Source organism: Pedobacter sp. AC402, assembly GCF_979252805.1.
Genome location: NZ_CEEDAI010000009.1, coordinates 1366280 through 1391610, shown reverse-complemented (window position 1 = coordinate 1391610; position 25331 = coordinate 1366280). Strand labels below are relative to the sequence as shown.

At 37.0% G+C, this 25331-nt stretch carries 23 protein-coding genes; 7 read left to right on the top strand and 16 right to left on the bottom strand.

The window, feature by feature from the left end; all coding sequences use genetic code 11:
* Positions 1 to 2 precede the first annotated feature (2 nt).
* From AC0IWE_RS17025 to AC0IWE_RS17015, 3 genes are all read right to left on the bottom strand, one after another.
* A complete protein-coding gene (locus AC0IWE_RS17025; RefSeq protein ID WP_200912294.1) occupies positions 3 to 179 on the bottom strand; it encodes a hypothetical protein in 177 nt (58 codons plus the stop codon).
* 268 nt (positions 180 to 447) lie between these two features.
* The gene (locus AC0IWE_RS17020) at positions 448 to 1215 is read right to left on the bottom strand and encodes an FKBP-type peptidyl-prolyl cis-trans isomerase (RefSeq protein ID WP_471793951.1); all 768 of its coding nucleotides are present in this window, start codon (positions 1213 to 1215) and stop codon (positions 448 to 450) included.
* 129 nt (positions 1216 to 1344) lie between these two features.
* Positions 1345 to 1764 carry a nucleoside-diphosphate kinase gene (locus AC0IWE_RS17015; protein WP_471793950.1) on the bottom strand — a complete coding sequence of 140 codons (420 nt, stop codon included), beginning with the start codon at positions 1762 to 1764 and terminating at the stop codon, positions 1345 to 1347.
* Between the two features lie 164 nt (positions 1765 to 1928).
* On the opposite strand from AC0IWE_RS17015, the gene AC0IWE_RS17010 reads away from it, so the two are divergent.
* The 4 genes from AC0IWE_RS17010 to AC0IWE_RS16995 all read left to right on the top strand — a co-directional run bounded on the left by AC0IWE_RS17010 (position 1929) and on the right by AC0IWE_RS16995 (position 6233).
* Positions 1929 to 2939 (top strand): DHH family phosphoesterase, encoded by a 1011-nt coding sequence (locus AC0IWE_RS17010; protein WP_471793949.1) that lies wholly within the window; start codon positions 1929 to 1931, stop codon positions 2937 to 2939.
* Positions 2940 to 2981: 42 nt separating this feature from the next.
* Positions 2982 to 3977 (top strand): FKBP-type peptidyl-prolyl cis-trans isomerase, encoded by a 996-nt coding sequence (locus AC0IWE_RS17005; RefSeq protein WP_055908210.1) that lies wholly within the window; start codon positions 2982 to 2984, stop codon positions 3975 to 3977.
* A 197-nt stretch (positions 3978 to 4174) separates the two neighbouring features.
* On the top strand, positions 4175 to 5143 hold the full coding sequence (locus tag AC0IWE_RS17000; RefSeq protein ID WP_055908206.1) for an FKBP-type peptidyl-prolyl cis-trans isomerase: 969 nt from the start codon (positions 4175 to 4177) through the stop codon (positions 5141 to 5143).
* 454 nt (positions 5144 to 5597) lie between these two features.
* Positions 5598 to 6233, top strand: coding sequence for a response regulator (locus AC0IWE_RS16995; RefSeq protein ID WP_471793948.1), 636 nt, complete (start codon positions 5598 to 5600; stop codon positions 6231 to 6233).
* A 187-nt stretch (positions 6234 to 6420) separates the two neighbouring features.
* Here the strand turns inward: AC0IWE_RS16995 and AC0IWE_RS16990 are convergent, their stop codons facing one another.
* The 8 genes from AC0IWE_RS16990 to eat form a co-directional block, all read right to left on the bottom strand.
* Positions 6421 to 6891 carry a CYTH domain-containing protein gene (locus tag AC0IWE_RS16990; protein WP_471793947.1) on the bottom strand — a complete coding sequence of 157 codons (471 nt, stop codon included), beginning with the start codon at positions 6889 to 6891 and terminating at the stop codon, positions 6421 to 6423.
* Positions 6891 to 8840, bottom strand: coding sequence for a beta-N-acetylhexosaminidase (locus AC0IWE_RS16985; protein WP_471793946.1), 1950 nt, complete (start codon positions 8838 to 8840; stop codon positions 6891 to 6893). Before AC0IWE_RS16985 ends, AC0IWE_RS16990 begins: the two co-directional genes overlap by 1 nt.
* Positions 8841 to 9436: 596 nt before the next feature.
* Complete coding sequence (locus AC0IWE_RS16980; protein WP_471793945.1) at positions 9437 to 9826, bottom strand: SpoIIAA family protein; 390 nt, start codon at positions 9824 to 9826, stop codon at positions 9437 to 9439.
* A 4-nt stretch (positions 9827 to 9830) separates the two neighbouring features.
* A complete protein-coding gene (locus AC0IWE_RS16975) occupies positions 9831 to 11195 on the bottom strand; it encodes an aldehyde dehydrogenase family protein (RefSeq protein ID WP_471793944.1) in 1365 nt (454 codons plus the stop codon).
* Positions 11196 to 11277: 82 nt separating this feature from the next.
* Positions 11278 to 11991, bottom strand: coding sequence for a gamma-glutamyl-gamma-aminobutyrate hydrolase family protein (locus AC0IWE_RS16970; RefSeq protein ID WP_471793943.1), 714 nt, complete (start codon positions 11989 to 11991; stop codon positions 11278 to 11280).
* A 45-nt stretch (positions 11992 to 12036) separates the two neighbouring features.
* Complete coding sequence (locus AC0IWE_RS16965; protein WP_471793942.1) at positions 12037 to 13185, bottom strand: iron-containing alcohol dehydrogenase; 1149 nt, start codon at positions 13183 to 13185, stop codon at positions 12037 to 12039.
* Between the two features lie 287 nt (positions 13186 to 13472).
* Positions 13473 to 14834, bottom strand: coding sequence for a glutamine synthetase family protein (locus AC0IWE_RS16960; protein ID WP_471793941.1), 1362 nt, complete (start codon positions 14832 to 14834; stop codon positions 13473 to 13475).
* On the bottom strand, positions 14834 to 16150 hold the full coding sequence (gene eat / locus AC0IWE_RS16955) for an ethanolamine permease (RefSeq protein ID WP_471794053.1): 1317 nt from the start codon (positions 16148 to 16150) through the stop codon (positions 14834 to 14836). The genes AC0IWE_RS16960 and eat overlap by 1 nt, the downstream gene beginning before the upstream one ends.
* A 201-nt stretch (positions 16151 to 16351) precedes the next feature.
* On the opposite strand from eat, the gene AC0IWE_RS16950 reads away from it, so the two are divergent.
* Positions 16352 to 18448 (top strand): M48 family metalloprotease, encoded by a 2097-nt coding sequence (locus AC0IWE_RS16950; protein WP_471793940.1) that lies wholly within the window; start codon positions 16352 to 16354, stop codon positions 18446 to 18448.
* Positions 18449 to 18602: 154 nt separating this feature from the next.
* Here the strand turns inward: AC0IWE_RS16950 and yiaA are convergent, their stop codons facing one another.
* On the bottom strand, positions 18603 to 19010 hold the full coding sequence (gene yiaA, locus AC0IWE_RS16945) for an inner membrane protein YiaA (protein WP_471793939.1): 408 nt from the start codon (positions 19008 to 19010) through the stop codon (positions 18603 to 18605).
* A gap of 353 nt (positions 19011 to 19363) precedes the next feature.
* On the opposite strand from yiaA, the gene AC0IWE_RS16940 reads away from it, so the two are divergent.
* Together AC0IWE_RS16940 and AC0IWE_RS16935 are read left to right on the top strand one after the other, a co-directional pair.
* Entirely contained in the window at positions 19364 to 20860 is a 1497-nt protein-coding gene (locus AC0IWE_RS16940) for an NAD(P)H-hydrate dehydratase (RefSeq protein WP_471793938.1), read from the top strand.
* A 118-nt stretch (positions 20861 to 20978) separates the two neighbouring features.
* Positions 20979 to 21680: an AIM24 family protein gene (locus AC0IWE_RS16935; RefSeq protein WP_055908167.1), complete on the top strand. Its 702-nt coding sequence runs from the start codon at positions 20979 to 20981 to the stop codon at positions 21678 to 21680.
* A 188-nt stretch (positions 21681 to 21868) separates the two neighbouring features.
* Here the strand turns inward: AC0IWE_RS16935 and AC0IWE_RS16930 are convergent, their stop codons facing one another.
* The 4 genes from AC0IWE_RS16930 to AC0IWE_RS16915 all read right to left on the bottom strand — a co-directional run bounded on the left by AC0IWE_RS16930 (position 21869) and on the right by AC0IWE_RS16915 (position 24879).
* Positions 21869 to 22726: an anti-sigma factor gene (locus AC0IWE_RS16930; protein WP_055908166.1), complete on the bottom strand. Its 858-nt coding sequence runs from the start codon at positions 22724 to 22726 to the stop codon at positions 21869 to 21871.
* 2 nt (positions 22727 to 22728) lie between these two features.
* A complete protein-coding gene (locus AC0IWE_RS16925) occupies positions 22729 to 23280 on the bottom strand; it encodes an RNA polymerase sigma factor (protein ID WP_025144171.1) in 552 nt (183 codons plus the stop codon).
* Between the two features lie 114 nt (positions 23281 to 23394).
* On the bottom strand, positions 23395 to 24288 hold the full coding sequence (lipA, locus tag AC0IWE_RS16920; protein WP_029278501.1) for a lipoyl synthase: 894 nt from the start codon (positions 24286 to 24288) through the stop codon (positions 23395 to 23397).
* Between the two features lie 159 nt (positions 24289 to 24447).
* Positions 24448 to 24879, bottom strand: a complete 432-nt coding sequence (locus AC0IWE_RS16915; RefSeq protein WP_471793937.1) for a GNAT family N-acetyltransferase — start codon at positions 24877 to 24879, stop codon at positions 24448 to 24450.
* Positions 24880 to 25331: the final 452 nt, after the last annotated feature.

The following is a 25331-nucleotide window of genomic DNA, read 5'->3' as shown; positions in this document are numbered from 1 at the left end:
GACTAACTTCTGCCTCCGCCAAAAATCTTTGATAAAATCCAAATTACGATTGCAACAACAACCACAACCACAATAACGCCTACCCAAACGCCGGCTTTAAATATACCTTCTACCAGTTCACAACTGCTTAAGGTGGTGCATAAAAATGCGATCAATACTAAAGGAAATGCTTTTTTCATATCAGTTAATTTGTAATAGCTAACATCGAAGGTTGAAGAAAGTTTTAGTAAATGACTTATTTGCCTCCAATTGCTTATCAGTGATGTTGGATTTGACCACCCGATAAATAACTCATCATACAATTCCAAGTTCAAATTATTTAAAATAAAAAACGGCCAGATGTGAACATCTGACCGCAAATAATAAATTTAACTTCGGTGAACCTTCAGGTTCTTAGCCATTTAAGACGATTAACTGCAAATGTCCGTTCTTAAATCGCCTTAAACTTTATTTTCCGTTCACTTTTAACAACTCAACCTCGAAGATCAAAGTGCTGTAAGGCGGAATATCTGCACCTGCGCCACGTTCGCCGTAAGCCAGGTTATAAGGAATAAAGAATTTGTATTTAGAGCCAGCAGGCATTAACTGTACGCCTTCTGTCCACCCCGGTATTACACGGTTAAGTGGGAAAGAAATCGGCTCACCTCTATCATAAGAGCTGTCGAACTGTTTTCCGTTTAATAGGGTTCCTTTGTAATGAACCAATACCGAATCTGTTGCTACCGGTTTAACTCCTGTTCCTGGAGTTAAAACTTCATATTGTAAACCGCTTGCAGTTGTTTGCACGCCTGCACGTTTTTTGTTTTGTTCTAAAAAATCCTGTCCTTCTTTCATAATTGGTGCGTATTTAATTTTATTTGCTTCTGTTTCTGCTTTGTTTTTTACTGCCGAGGCTTTAGAAATCGCCTCATTTATACACTGCTGAGCCTGTTGTTGCGTAAGTACTACCTTGCCGCCACTAAATGCATCTTTTAAACCCTTTAATAATACTTCGTAATTTAAGGTAGATAGGCCGGTTGTTTTTAAGCCTGCGCCAATCGAAGTACCGAAAGCATAACTGGTAGAATCTAATGAAGATTTTAACACGGTAAATATTGAAGTTTTACTTGCTGTAGTAGATTTCTTTGCGGCAGGCTTTTTTGCTGCTGTTTTGGTTTGTGCATAAGATGCAAAGGCGATACCTGATAAACATACCGCCAGGAAAATTCTCTTCATTGATTATTTATTTGTAACTAATTCCAACAGGTTTATTGTGGATTATTTTATGGGCGAAAGATACAAAATAGATAAAACAATAAAAGCCCGAATATTCGGGCTTTTATTGTAAATTTTTTGTGTAGAGAACTAGAAACGTTCGTCTGCTTTAAAAAAGAAGTTACCTTCAATTTCTGCATTCTGATCAGAATCTGAACCGTGAACTGCATTAGCATCGATTGATTTAGCATATTTCTTACGGATTGTACCTTCTGCAGCCTCAGCTGGGTTGGTAGCACCGATTAATTTTCTGAAATCTTCAATTGCGTTGTCTTTTTCTAAAATAGCAGCAACAATTGGTCCTGAAGACATAAAGCTTACTAAATCTTTGTAAAAAGGACGCTCAGCATGTACAGCGTAAAACTGACCGGCAGTTTCATCTGTAAGTTTGGTATATTTTAATGCAATGATTTTGAAACCTGCATTGGTAATGTCGTTAATGATCGATCCGATGTGGCCGTTTGCTACTGCATCAGGCTTAATCATGGTAAAAGTTCTGTTAGTGTTCATTGTGCTTTTGATATCAATTTTCTGCAAAAATACGTTTTAATTGATGAATAATCAACAGGCATTGTTCATGTTTAGGAGAGGCTTTAGCTATAATGCGACTGATATTGTTACTTAAAACTGCATTTCTATATTAAAAATACTTAGCTTTGCAGCGCAAAAAATATATGCTTACATTAACTGAATTAAAAACATTATTGGCTACGCCACAACGAATTGTGATCACTACGCATCACAAACCTGATGGCGATGCGATGGGTTCATCTTTAGGTTTATATGGATATTTAATTCAAAAAGGCCACCACGTTAAGGTAATCACTCCAACTGATTATCCTACTTTTTTACATTGGATGCCAAACAATGGTGATGTAATTATTTTTACCGAGCAGCAAGAAGAAGCCGCGAAGTTAGTGGATGAAGCTTCGATCATTTTCTGCCTTGATTTTAATACCTTAAGCCGTATTAACGAACTCGGCGAATTGGTTAGGGCTGCAGGTGCTAAAAAAATCATGATCGATCACCATTTGGAACCCGAAGATTTTGATGATTACCGCCATTGGGATATCAATGCCTGTGCTGCTGCACAATTGGTTTACGATTTTATTGTAAATCAGCTGGAAGATAAAGCGGGCATCAATAAAGATGTGGCAGCCTGTTTATATACAGGTATTATGACCGACTCAGGGTCTTTCCGGTTTCAATCTGCCACCTCAGAAGTTTATCGCATAGCAGCAAATTTAATAGATTTGGGTGCAGAGCATTGGAAAATCCATCAACTCGTATACGATAATGCCAGTGAAAACCGTTTGCGCTTTTTAGGTTATTGTTTATCAAATAAACTGGAAGTATTAAGAGAATACAATACAGCCATCATTTCGGTTACAAAAGATGAACTTGCAGAATACCATAGTGCCACAGGGGATACAGAAGGTGTAGTAAATTATGCATTATCGATTAATGGTATCCGCTTGGCCGCCTTAATTGTTGAGCGTAGCGATAAAGTGAAATTATCTGTTCGATCTACAGGTGATTTTCCCGCAAATGAAATCTGCAAAAAATATTTCAACGGTGGCGGACATAGAAATGCAGCTGGTGGAGCGGCAGAAAAACCATTAGCTGATGTGGTTAACGAATTTAAATCGATATTAGCAGAATATAAAGAACAATTAATCGCCTAAGGGCAATAAATAAACACAAAACTTAAAAAGTCAAATTAATAAATGAAAAAGGGAATTATTATTCTAGCAGCAGCTACTTTAGGCTTAGCGGCATGTAAACAAGAAAAAAAGGGAGCTGGTGGCTTATTATATACCATTCACCACTCGGCAGGTAACGAAAAAATTAAAGAAGGTGATATCGTTAAAATGAATTTTATTCAAAAAAACGATAAAGATTCAGTTTTATCAAGCACTTTCGATAGCGAAACCCCTGCAGTATTTCCTGCACAGAAAAAAATGTACGCTGGTGATATGAATGATGTTTTAACATTGTTTGGAGAAGGCGATAGCGCAACTTTTAAGGTGAATTTGGATACTATGGCTTTCCATAGCAAACAACCAAAACCAGAGCAGTTTAAAAATGATAAATACATCACTTTTACGGTGAAAATTGAAAAAGTATTCAAGAAAAAAACTGGCGAAGCTGATTCTACTTTCAATAAAAGAGCAACAGAATTTTTCCAGGCTGATTACAAAGCTTCTTCAGAGAAAAAGAAAGCTGCTGAACCTGCTAAATTAAAAGCTTATTTAGACGATACTAAATTGGCTACCAAAACTACTGCAAGTGGTTTACATTACATTATTGAAGCACCAGGTAGTGCTGAAAAACCAGCTTTAGGTGATACCGTATTAATTGATTATACAGGTAGAGTAACTAAAAAAGGTAAAGATGGTAAATACAAAATCTTCGATACAAGTGATGAGAAACTTGCTAAAGCAGAAAATGAACTTAAACCAGGTAAACCATATGGTCCTCAAAAAATGCCAGTTGGTGGTACAATCCCTGGATTTACTGAAGCTTTACAAATGATTGGTAAAGGTGGTAAAATCAAAGTGATTATCCCTTCTAATTTAGGTTACGGCGAGCAAGGTGCACCACAAGTTGGTATCATGCCTTTCAGTCCGATTGCTTTCGATTTAGAAATCAAAGATATTATCAAAGGAAAACCAGCTGCAGCGGCTCCGGTAACAATCCCTGCTCCGGTAGTTAAAAAATAATCAGATAACTGATATACAAATCCTGCTTATTCATTTAAGCAGGATTTTTTTTGCCTTTTTTTTTGACGCTGAGCCAAGAAATATCATATCCTAAAGATTTATAAAAACTTAATATAGTCTATCTTTGTAGTGATGTAATAAAATAACTTAAATCTCCTTTATAAGGAATTGAAGTAGTTTTTAATAAATAAAATTAAATGAAAAAAGCAATTATTATGCTCTTAGCGGCAGCATTAGGACTATCTGCCTGTAACAAGTTTGAAAAGGGTGAAGGAGATATGACTTACAAGATCTATAAAAGTGATGGTAAGCCAAAAATTCAGGATGGCGATTATGTAAAGCTAAACGGAGTTCAAACAGTCGAAACCAACACCAATCCTGATTCGGTAATGGTAAATACTTACGATAATGAGCGACCTGCCTTTTTTGCCATTAGTAAATCCATGTTTAAGGGCGATTTGGCATCTGGGTTAAAGTTGCTTGGTGAGGGTGATAGTGCGGTTTTCAAATTGAATCTAGATTCGATGGAGAAATACTCAGGTCAGCCGAAGCCAAAAGGTTTAAAATCAAATATTGCTTCCTTTACAATTAAAATAGAGAAAGTATTGCATAAGGGAAAAGATCCTGATTCTATTTTTGATGCCAAGAAAAGACTGTTCTTCGAAGCAGAATATAAAGCGTTAAATGAGAAAAATAAGATTGTAGAGCCTACTAAAATAGCTAAATACGTTGAAGAGAATAAGCTAAAGGTAACCACGGCACCATCGGGCCTGCAATATGTAATTACTTCGCCCGGAAATTCAGAAAGAGCAACTTTAACCGATACGGTGGTGATGGATTATACCGGTCAGTTTACCAATAAAAAATCAAGCGGAGCATTAAATGTTTTTGATACTTCAGATGCAAAAGTGGCTAAAGAAGCTGGTATATATTCTGAAAATGTACAATACGCGCCGCGTAGTTTGCCATTGGGGCAATTGCCTCAAGGTGTTATCCAAGGCATTCAATTAATCGGTGTTGGCGGTAAGATTAAAATGATTTTACCATCTAAACTTGGTTTTGGCGAAAACGGTGGCGGACCAATTAATCCATTTACGCCATTGGTTTTTGATGTGGAACTGAAAAAGATCATTAAACCGGGCGAAGGCTCTCCGTTAGCAAAATAATTAAGACCAAAATAAAAAAAAGCGCAAAGAACAGCATTGATTGCTGGTTTTTGCGCTTTTTTGGCAATAAGGATAGAATAAATCGCTGGTAAGTCAAATATTTGTTTAAATTAGATCAACAAAACATTCTTTTATCCTTATTGTCATTATGCGCTCAAGCTTTACCGTTCCATTTCCGGGTATTAAAAGTTTGCTAAATGGCATGTTTTTCATCCTGCCTTTTCCGCAGTTATGCCCAGTAACTACAAAATTTATTCAAGGTTATCCCATTGATCAGTTAATTATCAGCCGATTACAAATTTTCGAAATCCCTATACTATCTATCTTCGTTAAAAACATAAATTTTCTGGCTTTTAATAATATGCCCGATATAGGTTTCTCAGCGTAGCTTATTCCATCGGCTGCTTTGTTTTTCCCGTAATCAGGTAGAATGCTTAACGTTAAAACTAAACTTATGGAAACGATTAAGGTGTTTTTACTTAATGATCCTGATGAGCTGCTCGGCGGTGTTGAACTGATGCTGAGTGCTATTGAAGGTGTTATCATTGTAGGGAAAGCCAGTTCTGGTTTGGTTGCAATTCAATTGATTCGACAAAAATTACCGGATGTTGTTATTGTAGATGCCAGTTTATGTACAATAAGTAGTACTGATTTAATTAAAACACTTAAAAGAGCGTTTCAAAAGATTAAAATTATTGTACTTTCTTGGGAGGATGATTTTACAGATATTTCAGCAATGATCAAATCTGGTGCTACGGGTTATCTTTTAAAAAATGTAAAATATCATGAATTGCATAAAGCAATAAATAAAGTATTACAAGGCCAAACCTATATACAACATTCCATAACCGCAAAGTTTATAAATGGTTACCAGCGAGAAAATCACATAGAGGAACTTAATATTTTATCAGCGAGGGAAATTGAAGTGATCCGGTTGATTGCCAAAGAACATACCTCAGCAGATATTGGAAGAATGCTTTTCATTTCCGAGCATACAGTAGAAACCCACCGTAAAAATATTTGGCGTAAAACTGGCGTAAAATCGATAGTGGGTTTGCTAAATTTTGCCCATGAGCATCAGCTTATTTGAGGAAAAGTGCTGTGTCGTAATTATAAAATTTTCACGGTCAATCTATTGGGCAGAAATTTTTTTGATAGAGAAATCCTTAAACCAGTTCAAAGATCTCACGCGGTGTTTCGGTAAAAAAGACGGTCTTTCTAATAGGATGTCTTTCAAAAAAATTGCTATTTATGATGCAATTTCCTGGAAATAATCGCTAAACCCAATCCTTAAATGGATTTATGGTTAAATTTGAATTATAATATTTTTCTTCTTCTGTAACTTCAATACTTACCCAATCGGGTATATCAAAAAATTCATCTTCGGTTTCCAGTTCAATTTCTGCAACGGTTAATCCTTTATTATCGCCCAAAAACACGTCTACTTCCCATAATTTATTTTTAAAAGGAATTTCATAACGGATTTTAGAAAGCTCGGATTTTGAGAAGTTATCTAACAATTCTATGGCTTCAGCAACAGGAATTTCATATTCATATTCCATTCGTGTAGCGCCAATAGTTTGCCCTTTTATGGTTAAAAAACCTTTGGTTTCTGTTGCTCTTACCCGTATGGTTTTGTCTTTATCGGTTAACAAATAACCTTGCCTAAATAGGTTTCCCTTTGGTTTGTTGAGGTTATTCCACTTCTGTTGATCGACTAAAAATTTGCGTTCTATTTCTTTTCCCATTACCTCGCTCTTTTTTGCAAATCTGTTATTGGCATGCTGATCAGCCTTCCGATAGGTTGTTTGCCACGATAAGTAATTACACGCAACATACTGGCATCTTTCGGAACCTGCAATGCAGTTGTGTATTTAGGGTAAAAGCGGTCGGGAGTGGAGTTATCGAAACTATAATAAATATCCAAACCATCAATTTCAGGTGTTAATTCGATAATCAACTGTTTGTCGGCACTGCGTTTTACAGTAAAAATCGGATCATAAATGGCAGGAGAATATTTGATCTCAGCCAAATCCAAACGTTTGAAATGCTGTTCCGTGCGGTCAACAAAATTTGTCCAGTTCTTCTTTTCAATCGGACTCCAAATCGACTCTGAAATGGCAAAAGCACGTGGCCAAAGCATATATTCTACCTGGCGGAAAGTAAAAACCTGCTCCGTCCATAAGTTTGCTTGTCCACCAATTACATATTGTGGTTTTACGCCCGCAGGCAATGGATTAAACTGATAAACTTTATTTAACCTCAATGAGGCATATACTTTAGGCTCAGTAATGGGATCAGCCTGCATGTAATCTAAATAAGCGTAATCAGTTGGGCTCATCACCACATTATGCTTGTCATTTGCTGCCTGAATGCCGTATTTCATTCCACGCCAGCTCATTACAGCAGCCGTAGGTGAAACCCCACCTTCGAGAATTTCATCCCAGCCCATAAATTTTTTACCTTTTGAAATTACGATCTGTTCTACCCGTTTTTCGAAATAGGCTTGCACCTGAGGAATCGTTTTTAATCCTTCACGTTGCATTAGAGCTTTAACCTGATCGTTTTTCTCCCAAAAATTGTGCGACGCTTCATCGCCGCCCATATGGATATATTCGAACGGGAAAAGCTGCGCAACTTGTGTAAGTACTGTATCTAAAAAGCCATAAACTTTCTCATTAGCAGGGCAGAGCGTATTATCTACCAAAGCGATAGGAGGGGCACCACGACTCCAATCCATAATTTTTTCGCCTGAACGCACTTTGTAATTCACGGCATCGGGTGTGCATGATAATTCGGGATAGGAAGCAATTATAGCCAAACTATGGCCAGGAACGTCTATTTCGGGTAAAATATTTACAAAGTGTTCTTGTGCATATTGAACCAGTTCCTTAATATCTTCTTGCGTGTAAAAACCACCATAAGTACGTGGTTCATCAGCCGTTGGAGGAACAAAATCACCAAAAGTGCCGGTTTTTTTAACACTCCATGCACCAATTTCAGTTAATTTCGGCAAACCCTTAATTTCAATTCTCCAGCCTTCATCATCTGCTAAATGCAAATGCAAAAGGTTAAATTTATAGCGCACCATATCATCAATAAACTGCTTCACTTCCTGCTTGGTGAAAAAATGACGGGCAACATCAAACATAAGGCCTCTCCAACCTAATTTAGGATAATCGACCACATCAACACAAGGTGCTTTCCATTTGATATTGTTTACCAGTTCTTTACTCTCTATTTCGGCAGGAAAAAGCTGAAGCAACGATTGAACACCATAAAAAATACCCGCTGGTTGATTTGCGGTGATGACAACCTGAGTTGGGTTTACATTTAATTTATAACCTTCTTTACCTAACTGTGCATCTTCTTGTGCATTTAGAATCAGTTTGATGGTAGGATGGTTTGATGCGTTTACTGTACTCACAAATTTGCCTGTGGCGGTAGTAATGCGGTTAGTAAGGTATGCAATAGATTGTTTTAACTCTCCACTTTTGACGGCCTGTATGGTTATATTTTCGGGTAAAATGAAAGTTCCTGCCTTTTTCATTAAAGATACAGGTTCGGGAATAATGGCAATCGGCGTTTGTGCAACTGCACTTTCGGCATCGCCGGTTTCAGTTTCTGTAATGATAGATTGAGCGAAAATATTGGCTGTAAAAAAACAGCATGAGATAATAAGGAATAATTTTTTCATTAAAATAATTAAAACGGGTTATCCGGATAAGTATAATTCGCAATTTATTAAAAAAGATTTAATTTGAGCAGTGAGAAATTAGCAAAACGTTGAGCATATAGCGTTTGGAGCTGAAAAAAACTTATAAAGTTGACGTGAATTATTTGGTTTATTTGTCTGATTATCATTTTTTTATAAAATATTTCGTCATTGCGAGGCTGGATATGAGCGAGCCGAAGCAATCTATCATCTAATTTATTATTAAAAAGATTGCTTCACGCCTACGCAAAACGCCTTCTTCAGTTAGCTATGACGAAATTAAGACCCAAAACTCACGTTAAAGTTAATCTATTTTATTATTAAAGATTTGTCAGTCTGAGCGTAGTCGAAGACTCAATTGCTAAATCTGTCTACTCCGGATACTTCATTTCATTACCAATGACGGATAAAAAAGAAAGCTCGACATTGCTGAGACACAAGATAACCGAACTAAGCGAGTTCATGAATGCCTTTAAAAACATACGCAAAAATGAATAATCTTAAAGCTGGTAGCGATCGTTTTAAGATTGTTTCGTCGGCTAAAAAAAGCCTTCTCAGCAATGATGATTTCTCGTAAACTACAAAAACTTCGTCAACCATTCTCTCGCCTTTTCATCATCCGTAAATGATTTCATCGGTATGGGCGGGTTTTGAAACTTAAAAAGGATTTTCATAATCAATTGCGCCAAACCAGGTTTCGAAACAATTGCCATGGCCGTATAAATTTGAGGCAACTGCTCAGTAGAAAACTTGCGGGTTTCTTTATCCGGGACCGGAGAATTTTTTAAATAGATTAACAACGGAACTTTCTTGTGATTTGTAATTTCCTTAACCAATTTAACATTCCCCGAAATATTTTCTACCGTACGTAAAATGCTTTTACTATAAGAAATTAATATCCCATCATCGGTTAATAAATAATCGGCAATTTCGCCTTCAATCATGTGATTATCTCTGTCGTTTTCCATTTTATTATCCCCTTAAATGATAACCTTTTGGTTTAGTAAAAGCCCTCAATCCCTGGTGTGATAGAGTAGCACCGATGCCAGAATATTTTCTACCGCTCCAAGGGAGGGCTGCACTCACCCGGTCGCAGCAGTTCCAGTAGCCGGAGCCGGAATCAAGCTGGGCTAATATTTTTTCAGCCCTTGCCTGATCTGCTGTATAAACCGAAGCGGTTAAGCCATAATCGGTATCTTGCATCATATTAACGGCTTCAATATCATCTTTAACTTTCATAATGCCTATAATAGGCCCGAAACTTTCTTCCTGCATCACCAGCATATCGTTGCTTACATCAGTTAGCACTGTAGGTTCAAAGTAATAACCTTTTCCATCAACAGCCTTGCCGCCAGTTAATAATTTTGCACCTTTACTTAAAGCATCATTTACCTGGTTTTCAAGTACGGCAATCTGTTCTTTCCGCGTTAATGCACTAATGTAAATACCATCAACAGTAGGAAGACCGGTTTTCCAGCTTTGAACCTCAGTAACAAAAGCATTTAAGTATTCATCATAATTTTTTTCGTGCACATAAATGCGCTCTACAGAACAGCAGCTTTGTCCGTTATTGTAAAAAGCACCATCAGCTGTACCAATTGCAGCTGCCGTTACATCTGTAACGTCATCGGCGATGTACAATGGATCTTTTCCACCTAATTCTAATTGACAAGGAACCATTTTAGGGGCTACTTTTTCGTAAATAAATTTTCCTGTTTTGTATGATCCTGTGAAGAAATAACCATCGAAGCCTATTTCTAATAGTGAACTTCCTGTTTCTTTTGCTCCAATCGCGATATGGAAAACATCATCAGGCACCCCCGCTTTTTTTAACAGTTTTTCGATCTGTAATCCGGTTAAGGTGGCATATTCTGATGGTTTGTACATCACTGCATTACCACTTAAAAGTGCAGGAATAAAAACATTTACGCCAACCAGGTAAGGATAGTTCCATGCCGAAATGTTGCAGACCACACCCAACGGTTCATATTTAATAACCTCTTTCAAACCTGGTTCCTCAACCATTACCTCATCACTTAAATATTTTTCAGCATTATTGAGCATCCATTTAATGCGTGCCCTTGCGCCATTAATTTCATTACGCGATTGCTGAAGCGGTTTGCCTACTTCTGATGTTAGCACTGCAGCCAGTTCTTCTACATTAGCTTCCAGTAAATCACTGAACTGGGTAATAACCTTAATCCTTTCGCCAAGTGTTTTTTGTGCCCATAGTGGCTGAGCCTCTTTTAAAGTCTCAAATTTAGCTTGAAGCGTAGATGGAGTATCCTCCGCTAAATTCGCAATAACTTCTTCTGTTGCTGGGTTGATGATTTGCATGTTCTTTGTTTTTACCACAGATTTTCACAGATGAACACAGATTTTAAAATGTAATAATCATTAGGATCTGTGTTTATCCTTTTTATCTGTGGTTAATATTTAAGTTTATCGCATGAATAAAAGCCTCGTGTATATTTTTGCTAAAAGGACCCTGCTGATCTTTTAACCGTTCAGGATGCCATTGTACAAATAGCAAAAAAGGTTTTCCTTCAGGTTTCATCCGCTCCATTGCCTCAGTAACGCCATCAGGAGATATTGCACTCACCACAAGGCCTTTTCCGGTTTTATCGGTGCTTTGATGGTGGTTGCTATTAACCAAGCCTTTATCTGTATTTACAATTTGATTTAACCATGAGGAAGGATTTACAATGATTTCGTGGTAACGGTCTGATTTATCCGGCATTTTACCATGATCGAACTTTCCCCAGGTTGGAATATCAGGAATTAAGGTACCGCCAAAAAATACATTGCCCACTTGCATGCCACGACAAATACCTAAAACCGGAATTGAGTTTGCTTCAGTATAGGTTAAAACCTTAAACTCAAAGTTATCCCGTTCTTCATCAATGTCATCATCATAACAATAATGATAGTATTCGGGCTGGTTATAAAAACGGGGATGAACATCTTCACCACCGGTTAAAACAATACCGTCGCATTTATTTATTTCATCAAAGTTGTTTAGTTTATAGCCGAGCTGGATAACCTCAACACTTTTATTGTAAGATAATACCCAATCCCGGTAAATGGCGTATTTGCTGCAATCGGTAACGCCAATGATTATTTTATCAGACATAGTCCTTTATGTTTTCATCCTCCTTATTTGTGGTTAATAACTGCTTTAAAGTGCATTTAAATATAGTTGTTTAAAATCCGCTCTGCTTACCGGTTTTGGGTTGTTTGGATGTGCAAAATCGGCAAAAGCTAAATCGGCAAGGGTTTCGATATGTTCATTTTTAACACCAATATCACTCAATTTATGCGGAATATTCACTTTTGTGTTTAAATCAAACAGGTATTTTACAACAGCCTCACCATTTTCATCTTTAAGCGCTAAAGTACGGGCAATTTTTTTAAAACGATCTTCAAAACCTGCAATATTGAACTGCATACCGTAAGGAATATTAACGGCATTGGCCAAACCATGGTGGGTATCCAATAATGAAGAAAGCGGATGCGCCAACGAATGTACAACACCTAAACCTTTTTGAAAGGCGATTGCACCCATCATTGATGCCATTAACATCTTACTGCGACTTTCTAAATCCGGATTGTTGGTTGCCCGTTCCAGCGAATCTTTTATCAAAGAAATGCCTTCAAGCGCAATACCATCACACATTGGGTGGAAATTTTTGGCCAGGTAGGCTTCCATATTGTGTGTAAGTGCATCCATACCTGTTGCAGCAGTAATAAATGGTGGTAAATCCATAGTAAGCTGCGGATCTGCAAATACAATCTGCGCCATTAATTTAGGGGAGAACAGGATTTTTTTCTGATGGGTTTCATCATCCGCAATAATTGCGCTACGGCCAACCTCACTTCCGGTACCTGATGTGGTTGGAATGGTAATAAAATGAGGAACATCATTGGTGACATAAATATCACCACCAATTAAATCGTCGTATTTAAATAAGTCTTCCCGATGATTCACCCGGAGCACAATTGCACGGGCAACATCCAGAGCCGCACCACCACCAATACCAATAATGCTATCACGATTAGTTGCATCCCAAACATCAGTACCTTTGTAAACATCACTTTTAACCGGGTTTTTATGGATGTCGCTAAAAACCTCGACAGAAATGTTTTTTGCCTTCAAATCTTCTACAATGCTTTTAAAAAATGGAAGTTGCGCAATGGTGGCATCGGTAACAATTAATGGTGCTTTTAAATTGTGCTTGGTTAAATAGAAGGGTAATTCTTTTACTGCACCAGCACCAAAACGGATGGTTGTAGGGAAATTAAACTGATGAATCTTATCAAATATCATGGCAATTGTTTTTTGTTCCTTTTATGGTTCTTAAGTTCGCGTTGTGTTAAATTTTTCCAGTATTTAATCTATAAAAGATTCTGAATCAAGTTACGAATCACAGATTCTAAAAAATTGTCGTCATTCTCGCGCTGGCGCTAATCTTAATGCAGCTCACAAACCCTGCCCTAGTCTTAAAATTCCCAATTAACCCGATAGCTATCGGGTTTGGAATAACGATAACCCGTATTCTCTCATCTTTAATCCATTTTTTTCTAAAAATTTGATTTCAGCACGAAGACTTTAGATTAAATAATTTCTAAATACCTTTTCAGCTCCCAATCGGTTACTACTTTGGCATATTGCTTACATTCCCACTCGCGGGTCATGGTAAAATGATCAACGAAATCTTCGCCCAATAGTGTTTTGGCCAAATCAGAATTTTTCATCTTTTGTGTAGCTTCAAATAAATTACGGGATAGTATACCATTTGATAAATCGGTATAGCCATTCCCTTTTGTAGCCGGTTGATTGAGCTTTAATTTATTTTTAACACCATACATTCCTGCAGCTAAACAAGCCGAAAGTGCCAGGTATGGGTTAGTATCAGCGCCAACAATCCGGGTTTCCAAACGCGATGCTTTTTTGCTTCCTGGCAATGCACGTAATGCGGTTGTGCGGTTATCAATTCCCCAGGTTACCGTGGTTGGTGCCCATGCACCTTCTACCAAACGTTTGTAACTGTTTATAGTTGGAGCAACCATCGGCAATAGCTCTGGCAGGCAGTATAGCTGACCAGCGATATAACTTTTCATTATTTCACTCATTTTAGCCGGATCCTTTTCATCGTAAAAAAGGTTTGTTTTTTTATCGGTATCCCACAAACTTTGATGCACATGGCCGCTGCATCCTGGCAGGTTTTCACTTACTTTTGCCATAAATGTGGCCATTATACCGTGTTTGTAGGCAATTTCTTTAACAGCTGTTTTAAATAAAATGGCTTGGTCGGCCGCTTGTAAGGCTGGTGCATATTTGATGGCAGCTTCGTATACCCCAGGCCCTGTTTCGGTATGCAAACCCTCAATGGGAATATCAAATTTATTGAGCAGCTCGAACAGGTCGCTCATAAATTCATTCCTATAGGTACTCCTTAAAATGGAATAACCAAACATACCCGGACTTAAGGGTTTTAAGTTGGCAAAACCTTTCTCATGAATGCTTTCTGGTGTTTCCGAAAAATTAAACCACTCAAATTCTTGTGCAAAAAGGGGCGAAAAACCTTCATGCTCACATTCGGCAATTATTTTTTTTAAGAGCTGCCTTGGACAAACAAAATTTGCATGGTCCTGATCATCAATGAAATCGCCCAAAAAGAAAGGAACTTCATTTTCCCATGGGATTTTCCGGAAAGTTTCAATATCAATTTTAACCTGCGCATCCGGATAACCGGTATGCCAGCCAGTGTATTTTCCGTTTTCGTAAGCCAGATCAGCTGCATCCCAACCAAAGGTAACATCACAAAAACCTAAACGACCTTCAACCAGCGAAGCAAACTTTTCGGCTGCAACATATTTTCCCCTTAAAATACCATCAATATCTGCAACAGCCAATTTGACTTTCCCAGAAGGATGATTTTTAACGTAATCCAGAATTTCTTTGCTTGTACTCATCAATCTGCCTTTTTGAATATTTTATATAAAAGAAATATGCCTAAAACGATACCCAAATAAATTAAACCCAATTTAAGATTATAAATCAGCATTGCGATGAAAGAAACGCACGAAATAATTAAAGCAATGATGGGAAACAGTGGGTAAACCGGAGCTTTGAAAGGCCTAGCCATCTCAGGCCGACTTTTCCGCAGCACCATTACCGAAATCATTGAAATAATATATAACGTTAGGGCCCCGAATACTGAAATAATAATAATTTCAGCGGTTTTACCCGATAACAGCGCAATGATGCCGATTACCATATTGCCAATTAGCGCATTTGCTGGTGTTTGAAATTTGGGTGAAATTTTCCCAAGGATAGCCGGAATACTTTTTACACGCCCCATTTCGTAAGTAGAGCGACCAGCAGCCAAAACCAAACCATGGAAAGAGGCGATTAATCCAAACAACCCCACGGTGATGAGTACATGATACATCAGGTGGTTATCGCCGGTAATCAGCGATAAGGCAAGCGGTAATGGCGAATCAGAAGTTTCTCCTGATTTTCCGTTTTTGTATACAATGGCTTCCCAGCCGCCAATGCCAATGGTAGCGATAAAAACAAGTACACATAAAACAACCAACGTAAAAATACCCCATCCAAAACCTTTGCTGATATCGCGCTGCGGGTTTTTAGTTTCTTCTGCTACATTAGCAACACCCTCTATACCCAGGAAAAACCAGATGGCAAAGGGTATGGCGGCAAAAACACCACTCCAGCCGTTCGGGAAATTATTTTGAATCAGATTTTCGGATCGAAATTTAGGCAATGTGATTCCAGAGAATAACAACAGCTCACCAACGGCTAAAATGGTAATTATTACCTCGAATGATGCCGCCGCTTTTACGCCATAAACGTTAAGTGCTGTAAATATAAAGTACACTGCAATTGCACTGGTAAGAATGGGTACTTGCGGAAAAAAAGCATTAAAATAAGCACCTATTGCAAACGCAATTGCTGGAGGTGCAAATATAAATTCGACCATTTGTGCAATGCCTGCTATAAAACCTATGTTTTTGCCCAGTGCGGTATTTGCATAATCAAAAACACCACCAGCCTTTGGTATTGCGCACGCAAGTTCGGCATAGCTGAAACTAAAGGTAACATACATTACCATAATGGCAACTGTGGCAATGGCCATACCTAGCGTACCGCCCTTCTCCAGGCCTAAATTCCAGCCGAAATACATTCCGGAAATTACATACCCAACACCGAGCCCCCAAAGCATAAAAGGAGTAAGCGTTTTTTTTAAGCCATCTTTTTTTCCATGGATAGGATGTATAAGATTGAAATAAGTTTATATAATCTGCTCGAAAATGATCACTATTTGCTTCGGTATCTGATGGTTAAAGTAGTAATTATTTTCCAGTGATTTAACTAATAAAAAGTTTTGTTATAATAATTTACTGTTTTTTTTAAAAGTTCTTTAACCTGCCTGTGTGTTTTATTATCTTGCATTACCAAACATTATTTTATGAACAAAAACGCTCTCCAACCATCTGAAAATTTTAAGAAGATGGCACGAAAATCTATTCAAGCAATTTTATTATTCATAGTAACATACCTTATATTAATTCTCGGTGCTGTATGCTTAACTGTCCTTTGTGCATATGCTGGTTTGATGCTAATTGCTCTTAAACCGATGTTTTTTACCTTCATGTTGGGTGGTGGGTTGGTCTGTTTTGGTGTTTTAATATTGGTTTTTTTAGTGAAATTTATATTTAAGGTTAATAAAGTTGACCGCTCTCATTTAACCAGGATAACAAAAGCCGAACACCCTGATCTTTTTAAAATGATTGATGAAATTGTTGAAGAGGTAGGGACAGATTTACCTAAAAAAGTATACTTATCCTCCGAGGTTAACGCTTCTGTATTCTATGATTCTAGTTTTTGGAGTATGTTTTTTCCAGTAAAGAAGAATCTACATATTGGTTTGGGCCTAATGAATACAATATCCATTAATGAACTAAAAGCTATTCTCGCACACGAATTTGGCCATTTTTCCCAAAAAAGTATGCGTACAGGGAGTTATGTTTATAATGTTAACCAAGTAATTTATAATACCCTATATGATAATGATGGGTATGGCAATTTCACTCAAAAATTAGCTGGTATCAGTAATTATTTAGCGATTTTTGTGGTTTTGGCAAATAAAATCATTGCAGGTATACAATTTATTTTAAAGAAAAATTATGATTCAGTTAATTTGAATCATTTGGCCTTATCAAGAGAAATGGAGTTTCATGCCGATGCAGTTGCTGCTAGTGTTGCGGGTTCTGATGCATTAATTACCGCACTTCATCGCCTGCAACTGGCTGATTATTCATTAAATAACGTGTTTAATTATTATAATGCTAAAATTATTGAGAAGGAGAAAACCATTAATATTTTCCCTCAGCAAAAATTTGTATTGGATTTTTATGCTAATCTGCAAGATATCACCGTTGAAAATAACTTACCTATTGTATCTGAAGAACATTATAATAAATTTAATAAAAGCAAACTTGTGCTTAAAGATCAATGGTCATCGCACCCAAGCACTAAAGATAGGGTAGCGCATTTAAGAAAATTAGATTATCCACTTAAAAGTTATGGTGTAGGAATTGCAACAGATTTACTGACAAACAAACACCTGGTTTTGGAGGAGATTACTAAAAAGCTCTTTGATGCAATTGATTATGGCAATTCTCCAATTATATCAGATCCCGGCAAATTTGAACTTGATTTTTGGGAAACTCAAAAACAGTATTCTCTTAATAATATGTATAATGGATATTTTGATTTTAGAGATCCATTAATTGACTTTAATGAAGATGCTTTCGAAAAGCCATTGCCAATTATACAAAGCCAGATAGGCGACTTGTTTAATGATGAAAATTTAAGTTTAATCTATCTGCAAGATGGTATTAAGACTGATTTAAATACACTAAAGCAAATTGAGGATGAAGTTTTTAGCGTTGATACTTTTGATTACGATGGACAGCGCCATATTAAAACAGATTGTACCGAGCTTATAGTGCGGCTGAATGCTGAAAATGAAGAACTGGAAAGCCAATTAAAGCAATTGGATAAACAAATTTTTGAATATTTTTTGTCAGTCGCTTTTAAGCAGAACATAGTTAACGATCTTAAATGTCTTTATGACAGCAATAAAGTGATCAACGTTCTGCTGCAAAACCAGCAGGCCTTACTAAATAAAATTATAGAGATTACTTCATTTATGCGCGTCAGCACTGCTTTTGAAACAATATCGCAAAAAATGTTTTTAGTAAAAGATGAAGAAGTGATTTTTAAAGAGCAGCTTGAATTGTTGCTTACAAATCCTATTTATACTGATGAAGTATCGGTTGAGGATAGAGATAAAATAGAAAAATTTATAGCAGCCAATTATAAATATTTTGCTGGCGGTAGTTATTTCGATGATCAGGTGGATGATCTTTTTGAATGTATTAATTTGTTCAGTAAAATTACTAATGGTGCGGGTTTTAAAGCGAAAAAAAAATTACTGGACTTTCAGGCAGATTTAGAAGTTGCCAATGTAGGCAAAGTAAATGGCTTGGTAACAGGTTGATTATAAGGTTTGCTGCAAAAAAAACTGCAGGTTTTATGAAATTAATTCATAAAACCTGCAGATAATTTAATTTAGATTGCTCGTTGTAAATATTGGCTAAACTAATGAGCAAGGCAATGCAATTATTAAGTATATCCTTGCTGCACCCAATAATCTATTCCAAATCACGGTTTTTATTTACCATCTGACTGTCCCTTGTGTTTTTCTGCACCGTAATGGCACCAAAAAGCGAGAGTAAAAATGCAAAGGCATAAAATCCTTTTTCACTGGGCAGTAAAGTTGCATTCCACAAACCGATTACCAATAAGGTGATGGTTAAAAGCGTAGAAAACCAACTGATGCCATAATAAATTTCAGTAACCGGAATACCCTCCAGCTTATCGCGAACAGCCTTTTGTAAAGATATTACGGCGAAAAGGCCAAACATCAATACCGTAAAATAATATCCTTTTTCATTAAGAAGCATATCAGAACGCCATAGCCCTACAATAAAGCCGATCATTCCGATACCTAATGCCATCCAGGCAGCTGCCACGAATGCATTTGATGGTTTTTGATTCATTGTTTTGAGATTTAATTTAATTCAATAGTCAACGCTAAAGATTCGCAAAAGGTATAAAATTAAAAGATAGTATTTTAAATTATTTAAGGAATCTGAGCTACTAATGGAATGTGGTTATTTAAGCCATTGTGCATGAGTAAACTCATATGTGTACAACCTGATAAGATTTTCGGAAAATAATAAGTTTACCAAGCAATTTTGATAAACAAGCTTATGGAAGTAAAATCCGTATTTATCTTTTTATATTCGAGGTTAAAACTCATCATTTTATTCAATTGCATTGTGTTGATAAAGGAAAAATCAAACAAAATCCTATCTTTTGCATTATAGCTGTATAATATTACCTTAGTTATATGCAAATATTGCTTACTTCTGCCCAAATGCGCAGTGCCGATCAGTTTACCATTGCCAATAAACCCATAGCATCGATCGATCTGATGGAAAAAGCTGCGCGCGCTTTCGTTCAAAGTTTTTTAAGAACTGAATTTGACACCAATAAAAGTGTGGCCATATTTTGCGGAAAGGGGAACAACGGCGGCGACGGGCTGGCAATAGCCCATTTGCTTATTGCGAATGGTTACGAAAATATAAAAGTTTACATCATAAATTTTAGCGATAAACAAAGCGGCGATTTTGCAATCAATTTGCAACGGATTGAAGAAACACGGTGTAAAAAAATCATCATTAATCAACCTGCCGATTTAAAAAATATCAAAGCAGACCTGATTATCGATGCCATCTTAGGATCTGGATTAAACAAACCCTTAAGCGGACCATTTGAGGAACTCGCTTATGGAATTAACAAGCTAAATAAAAAAGTGTATGCAGTTGATGTTCCCACAGGTTTTTTTGCTGAAGGTAAATTGCCTCAAGATTATAATGGTATAAAAGCATATAAAACGATCTGTTTTCAAAGACCTAAAATCAATTTTTTCTTTCCGGAATCTGTTCTGGCTACTGAAAAGTATGAGGTGGTTGATATTGGCCTGGATGAAGCCTTTATCCAAAAACAACAGGCTGGTTTCTTTCTGGTTGGACAAAATGATATAGAGAAAATCCTAAAGCCGCGAAAATTATTTAGTCATAAAGGTACTTACGGTCATGCCCTGATTATTGCCGGTGATGCAAATACAATGGGAGCAGCATTACTATCATGTATGGCCTGTTTGCATGCTGGAGCCGGATTAACCACGGCATGTATTCCAACAAGCGGTTTAAATGCACTAAATACTACTTTGCCAGAAGTTATGGCTCTGCCAAGAGCGGATGATGTTACGATTAAAGATCCGAAAAGGTACCAGGCGATAGCCATAGGCCCAGGCTTGGGTACAGATGAAAATAACGAAAAACTGCTCGAAGACTTAATTTTGAATAATCAGGCTTTAATTATCGATGCCGATGCTTTAAATATTCTTGGAAAAAGACCAGATCTGATCAAAAAATTGGTGCCTAACACCATCATTACTCCCCATATGAAAGAGTTTGATCGGTTATTTGGAGAACATGATAGTTGGTGGGAGCGGGTAGAAACTGCAAAAAAACAAGCAGAAAAGCTTAAAATCGTAATCGTGCTTAAAAATCAATATACTTTTATCTGCTTGCCAACAGGTCGCGTTTTAATTAATTCAACCGGTAATCCAGCTATGGCACAAGGAGGAATGGGCGATGTTCTTACAGGTATTATTGCTGGTTTAGTTGCACAGCAATATTCAGCCAGTGATGCCGCTGTTTTAGCCTGTTACTTACATGGCAAAGCTGGTGATCATTTAGCAAGCGAAAGTTTTGTGGTTACCGCATCTCAGGTTGCTGCCAGAATTTCTAAAGAAATTAAACTCTGCATGGCCAATTAGTTAAAAGAATCTTATTGTGGAAAAAAATGAATTGAATCTACTATGGTTCTAGTTTAAAAATCTATAGCTTAAGGGAATATTTAGAAATTAGAAACCTAAAAACGGAAAACAAATTATTATGGCACAAAAAGAATACACGCTGAATGAATTAATTCAGGAATCAGCTGAAAACCCAAATGAGAACGACTTTTTTGAATTGGAAAAACCAGCCATGCTGGAAGTAAACCTTAAAAATCAAAAGATTTTGGCTAAAGCAGGTTCTATGGTGGCTTACATCGGTAATATCGATTTTAAAAGAGAAGGTTTATTGAGTAAAGGTTTAGGAGGTTTGTTAAAAAAAGCGATATCAGGTGAAGGTACTTCACTAATGCATGCCACTGGCACAGGTAAATTATATCTGGCAGATGAAGGCAAGAAAGTAAAGATCATCAAACTTCAAAACGAATCGGTTTTTGTAAATGGCAACGACGTACTTGCACTTGAAGAAAATATAAAAAATGAAATAAAAATGCTTAAAAGTATTGCGGGAATGATGAGTGGAGGCTTATTTCAGGTTAAACTTTCGGGAAGCGGATACATTGCCATTACCACACATGGAGAACCAATTTTGTTAAGGGTTACAGGCAATCAACCAGTATATACCGATCCAAATGCTACAGTGGCGTGGTCTGAAAATTTAACACCCAACATTAAAACAAATCTAACTTTCGGCTCATTTATTGGAAGAGGAAGTGGCGAATCTTTCCAATTGGAGTTTTTTGGTGAAGGATGGGTATTGGTACAACCTTATGAAGAAGTGAAGTACGCGGCGAAATCTTAATTGTCAACCAGGTTGCAGCGGAGAGATCTATTTCAAAAAGATGTCTCTCTGCCTTCCTTATTTGATCAAGTAAGTTTCTTGCCCCCAATGTCGATTAATGGTAAGAAACATCGATCAAAATGTTATAAAACAAAAATCCCGACACTTTTTAATGTCGGGATTTAATATATTAATTAAATACTTTCTATTTAAACACCACCCATAACGGTCAGTTTATCCATTGTTGGATTAACACTACCCCCAGTTGGCTCTAATGTAACGGCAAAAGCTTGTGCTTCCTGGATAGTCTGCATTTTTACTAAGGCTTCGTTACTGGTAGAATCGGTTTTTCCGAATACACCTAAACTTACTGGTTTTCCATTTACAAGTGCCCATAATTGATATTCATGTTCGGCATCTGTTTTAGGTAAATCCATTGCCACATAGTTAATCAGCACGCTTTTATCTTTTTTGTTCCAATAAACCTTCATTTTAGAAGATGGACTAAAAGCCTGTCCTGCCATACGAATGGTTGCCCATTCTTTACTATCGGCCATAGTAGCCATGTTATCTAAACCTTGGTTTTCAAATTCAAGCTTACTAACTACTCCGGCAAATTTCTGTTTGTCGAGGTTTAAACTTGCAATTTGGTCGTGCGCAGCATTAAGTTTATTATAAGTAATAAATAGTGCTGCAGTACTTACTACCAATAAAGCTATACAAGCAACTAAGGCATAACGCAAAGTTCTCACTTTTGCACTACTTCCATCCAAACGTATAATTCTTGGTTCTTCTGTATAAACTGGTTCGGGTTGAACATTCACATTCTCTTCAACTTCACTTAACCCCAACTTCTCGAATAATCTTGTTTCTACATCTGCAGATGGCTCTACAGCATTTTGCATAGCATATTGCTCCATAGCTTGCTCAATGGCAGCTATTTCATCTCTAACCTCTAGGTTTTGAGATGCCATTTCCTCAACCTGCAACGCTTCTTCAGGTGATAAATCACCTAAAACGTACAGCTCAAGTACTCCAGATTCGATATATGCTTTTAAATTTTCCACGCTCAATTAAAATTCCTTCTCAATTCAATAATAGCCAACCGGATCCGGGTTTTCACCGTACCTAATGGCAGATCTAACTTTTCTGCGGCTTCCACATGTGTGAAACCCTTGTAATAAACTAAATCAAGAACTGCTTGTAAATCCGGTTTAAGGTTTTCTACAAGTTGCTTAACTCCAAGAACATCCGGATTAAACGTAACCTTGTTTTGTTCATCAACGAAACTTACGTTATTTTCTATATCTTGGTTTTTGAGTGAATTCTTAAAATCTTTAGAACGAAGTTTGTCGATCGATAAATTGCGGGCAATATTCATCATCCACGTAAACAAACGTCCTTTAGTATGATCATAGTGTGTAGCAGACTGCCAGATTTTTACGAAAGTTTCTTGTAAAACATCTTCTGCAAGTTCAGTATGGGTAATAATGCGTGAAATAACGCCGTAAAGCGCTGAGGAATACATGCTGTACAGTGTTTTTAGTACCGCTGGATCTTTCGATTGCAGTGCTTGAACAAGTTCAGGCTCGGTTAGAGTTAATTTTTTTAATGCAGTCACTATCGGTCACTAAGATACAATACAGAACATTAAAACCAAAAAAATGTTTTATAAATTCATTCCTTTAAGGAGTGCGATTTAATAAAAGAGGTTAAATCGCTTATAATAATAGATTTAGGCAATTCCTTCAATCGGAAAAAGGTGTTTTTCGGCATGGTAAGATGAACGAACCAAAGGACCGCTTTCTACATACTTTAAACCTTTTGCTAAACCAGCCTCTTTATACATAGCAAATGTATCTGGATGGATCCAATCAACCACAGGATGGTGATTACGTGTAGGTTGTAAATATTGGCCTAAAGTTAATATATGAACACCATTGGCAACTAAATCGTCCATTGCCTCAAAAATATCTTCTTCAGTTTCACCTAAACCAAGCATAATGCCCGTTTTAGTTCTTAAACCAAATTCCGAAATCCTTTTTAAGGCCTCTAAACTTCTATCGTATTTTGCCTGGATACGCACTTGTTTGGTTAAACGCTTAACTGTTTCCATATTGTGCGAAACCACTTCTGGTCTTTCTTCTAAAACGCGGTATAAATTATCCCACTGTCCTTTAAAATCAGGAATTAATGTTTCTAAAGTGGTAATAGGGCTTTCTCGGCGGATGGCTTGTAATGTTTCTGCCCAGATGATTGAACCACCATCCTTTAAGTCATCACGATCTACCGAAGTAATTACGCAATGTTTAACGCCCATTAACCTTACAGAATCGGCTATGCGGTTAGGTTCATCTACATCAACAGCCAAAGGACGGCCTGTTGCAACGGCACAAAAAGAGCAGCTACGGGTACAAATGTTACCTAAAATCATGAAAGTTGCCGTGCCTGCACCCCAGCATTCGCCCATATTAGGGCAATTACCACTTTCGCAGATGGTGTGGAGCTTGTGCGTATCTACTAAACTGCGAACTTGGGCATATTCCTTACCAACAGGTAATTTTACACGTAACCAATCGGGTTTACGTTTAACTTCAGTCACAGCAGGTACTACCGGTAAATCAATCATGCCACAAAGTTAACGAATAGGATTGAAATGTTACAATAATGAAATGTTTGTGGGTTGTAATAATAGTTTGGTTAACTGGTTAATTGTTTAAAACGGTTAACTGGGTATAAATCCTAATTTTCATCGTGGTGTAAGATATTTCTATCTGACACTGAAAAATTAATCCAGATCCATTTCAAAAGCAATCTGCCTTTTATTCTCTTTAAAACCAACCCGCACGTAAAATTGATGACTTTCAATACGTTTGGTGTTGCACCTCACCTTTAGTTTTTTCACCTGATGCTGTTTTGCCCAAAGTTTTACACTATCAATTAATTTTTTTCCGATTTTTAGGTTACGGTAAGTTTCGTCAACAATCAAACCTCCAATTTCTACAAAAGCATCAGATTCTATTCTTAAAGTATAAAATGCATGAATCCAGCCTACTACTTTGCCATTAACTAATGCGACAAATGCGCAATTTTCAACGCTGTTATTGATGAGTTTGATCCGGGCTGTTGTTTGTTTTACATCACTTTTGTAACCCAATTGTGTAGAAAGTTTGGCTACAATATCTGCATCTTTCTCGGTTATCGCTCTAATTTCGACCATTGTTAAAAGGGTTATTATGTTAAACTAAATTAAGATTAAAAAATTGTTCTAACGTCAGATGGTAACATCTGACCGAACGGATACCTGATGCTGGCTAATCGGTATAATGTTACTAAGTTAAGCCATTGGCACAGGTGAAAATAATTTAACCACAGATAAAAAGGATGAACACAGATATAAAAATCCGTGTTTATCTGTGTGGATCTGTGGTTAAAAACCTTAACTTAATGACATTCCTCACAGCGGCCAGCGCTGGCTAACTTCGTAATTTTACGATTATAAAATCATCAAACCCTGCCACCTAAACCCTATTGAAGCGGCAGCCTGAGCCCCTTCGGCGAAGCTATAGCGGAAAGAGGGACTACCATTACTCATAAGCACTAAAGTACCTTTCCAAATAATAATTAAAATATTTGTGAGCATTTGCTATTTGCAAGTGATGACCGATATTG

Excerpts from the sequence above, each read along its gene's own strand:
- AC0IWE_RS17025 (WP_200912294.1), bottom strand. The coding sequence starts at position 179 with ATGAAAAAAGCATTTCCTTTAGTATTGATCGCATTTTTATGCACCACC.
- AC0IWE_RS17020 (WP_471793951.1), bottom strand. The coding sequence starts at position 1,215 with ATGAAGAGAATTTTCCTGGCGGTATGTTTATCAGGTATCGCCTTTGCA.
- AC0IWE_RS17015 (WP_471793950.1), bottom strand. The coding sequence starts at position 1,764 with ATGAACACTAACAGAACTTTTACCATGATTAAGCCTGATGCAGTAGCA.
- AC0IWE_RS17010 (WP_471793949.1), top strand. The coding sequence starts at position 1,929 with ATGCTTACATTAACTGAATTAAAAACATTATTGGCTACGCCACAACGA.
- AC0IWE_RS17005 (WP_055908210.1), top strand. The coding sequence starts at position 2,982 with ATGAAAAAGGGAATTATTATTCTAGCAGCAGCTACTTTAGGCTTAGCG.
- AC0IWE_RS17000 (WP_055908206.1), top strand. The coding sequence starts at position 4,175 with ATGAAAAAAGCAATTATTATGCTCTTAGCGGCAGCATTAGGACTATCT.
- AC0IWE_RS16995 (WP_471793948.1), top strand. The coding sequence starts at position 5,598 with ATGGAAACGATTAAGGTGTTTTTACTTAATGATCCTGATGAGCTGCTC.
- AC0IWE_RS16990 (WP_471793947.1), bottom strand. The coding sequence starts at position 6,891 with ATGGGAAAAGAAATAGAACGCAAATTTTTAGTCGATCAACAGAAGTGG.
- AC0IWE_RS16985 (WP_471793946.1), bottom strand. The coding sequence starts at position 8,840 with ATGAAAAAATTATTCCTTATTATCTCATGCTGTTTTTTTACAGCCAAT.
- AC0IWE_RS16980 (WP_471793945.1), bottom strand. The coding sequence starts at position 9,826 with ATGGAAAACGACAGAGATAATCACATGATTGAAGGCGAAATTGCCGAT.
- AC0IWE_RS16975 (WP_471793944.1), bottom strand. The coding sequence starts at position 11,195 with ATGCAAATCATCAACCCAGCAACAGAAGAAGTTATTGCGAATTTAGCG.
- AC0IWE_RS16970 (WP_471793943.1), bottom strand. The coding sequence starts at position 11,991 with ATGTCTGATAAAATAATCATTGGCGTTACCGATTGCAGCAAATACGCC.
- AC0IWE_RS16965 (WP_471793942.1), bottom strand. The coding sequence starts at position 13,185 with ATGATATTTGATAAGATTCATCAGTTTAATTTCCCTACAACCATCCGT.
- AC0IWE_RS16960 (WP_471793941.1), bottom strand. The coding sequence starts at position 14,834 with ATGAGTACAAGCAAAGAAATTCTGGATTACGTTAAAAATCATCCTTCT.
- AC0IWE_RS16950 (WP_471793940.1), top strand. The coding sequence starts at position 16,352 with ATGAACAAAAACGCTCTCCAACCATCTGAAAATTTTAAGAAGATGGCA.
- yiaA (WP_471793939.1), bottom strand. The coding sequence starts at position 19,010 with ATGAATCAAAAACCATCAAATGCATTCGTGGCAGCTGCCTGGATGGCA.
- AC0IWE_RS16940 (WP_471793938.1), top strand. The coding sequence starts at position 19,364 with ATGCAAATATTGCTTACTTCTGCCCAAATGCGCAGTGCCGATCAGTTT.
- AC0IWE_RS16935 (WP_055908167.1), top strand. The coding sequence starts at position 20,979 with ATGGCACAAAAAGAATACACGCTGAATGAATTAATTCAGGAATCAGCT.
- lipA (WP_029278501.1), bottom strand. The coding sequence starts at position 24,288 with ATGATTGATTTACCGGTAGTACCTGCTGTGACTGAAGTTAAACGTAAA.
- AC0IWE_RS16915 (WP_471793937.1), bottom strand. The coding sequence starts at position 24,879 with ATGGTCGAAATTAGAGCGATAACCGAGAAAGATGCAGATATTGTAGCC.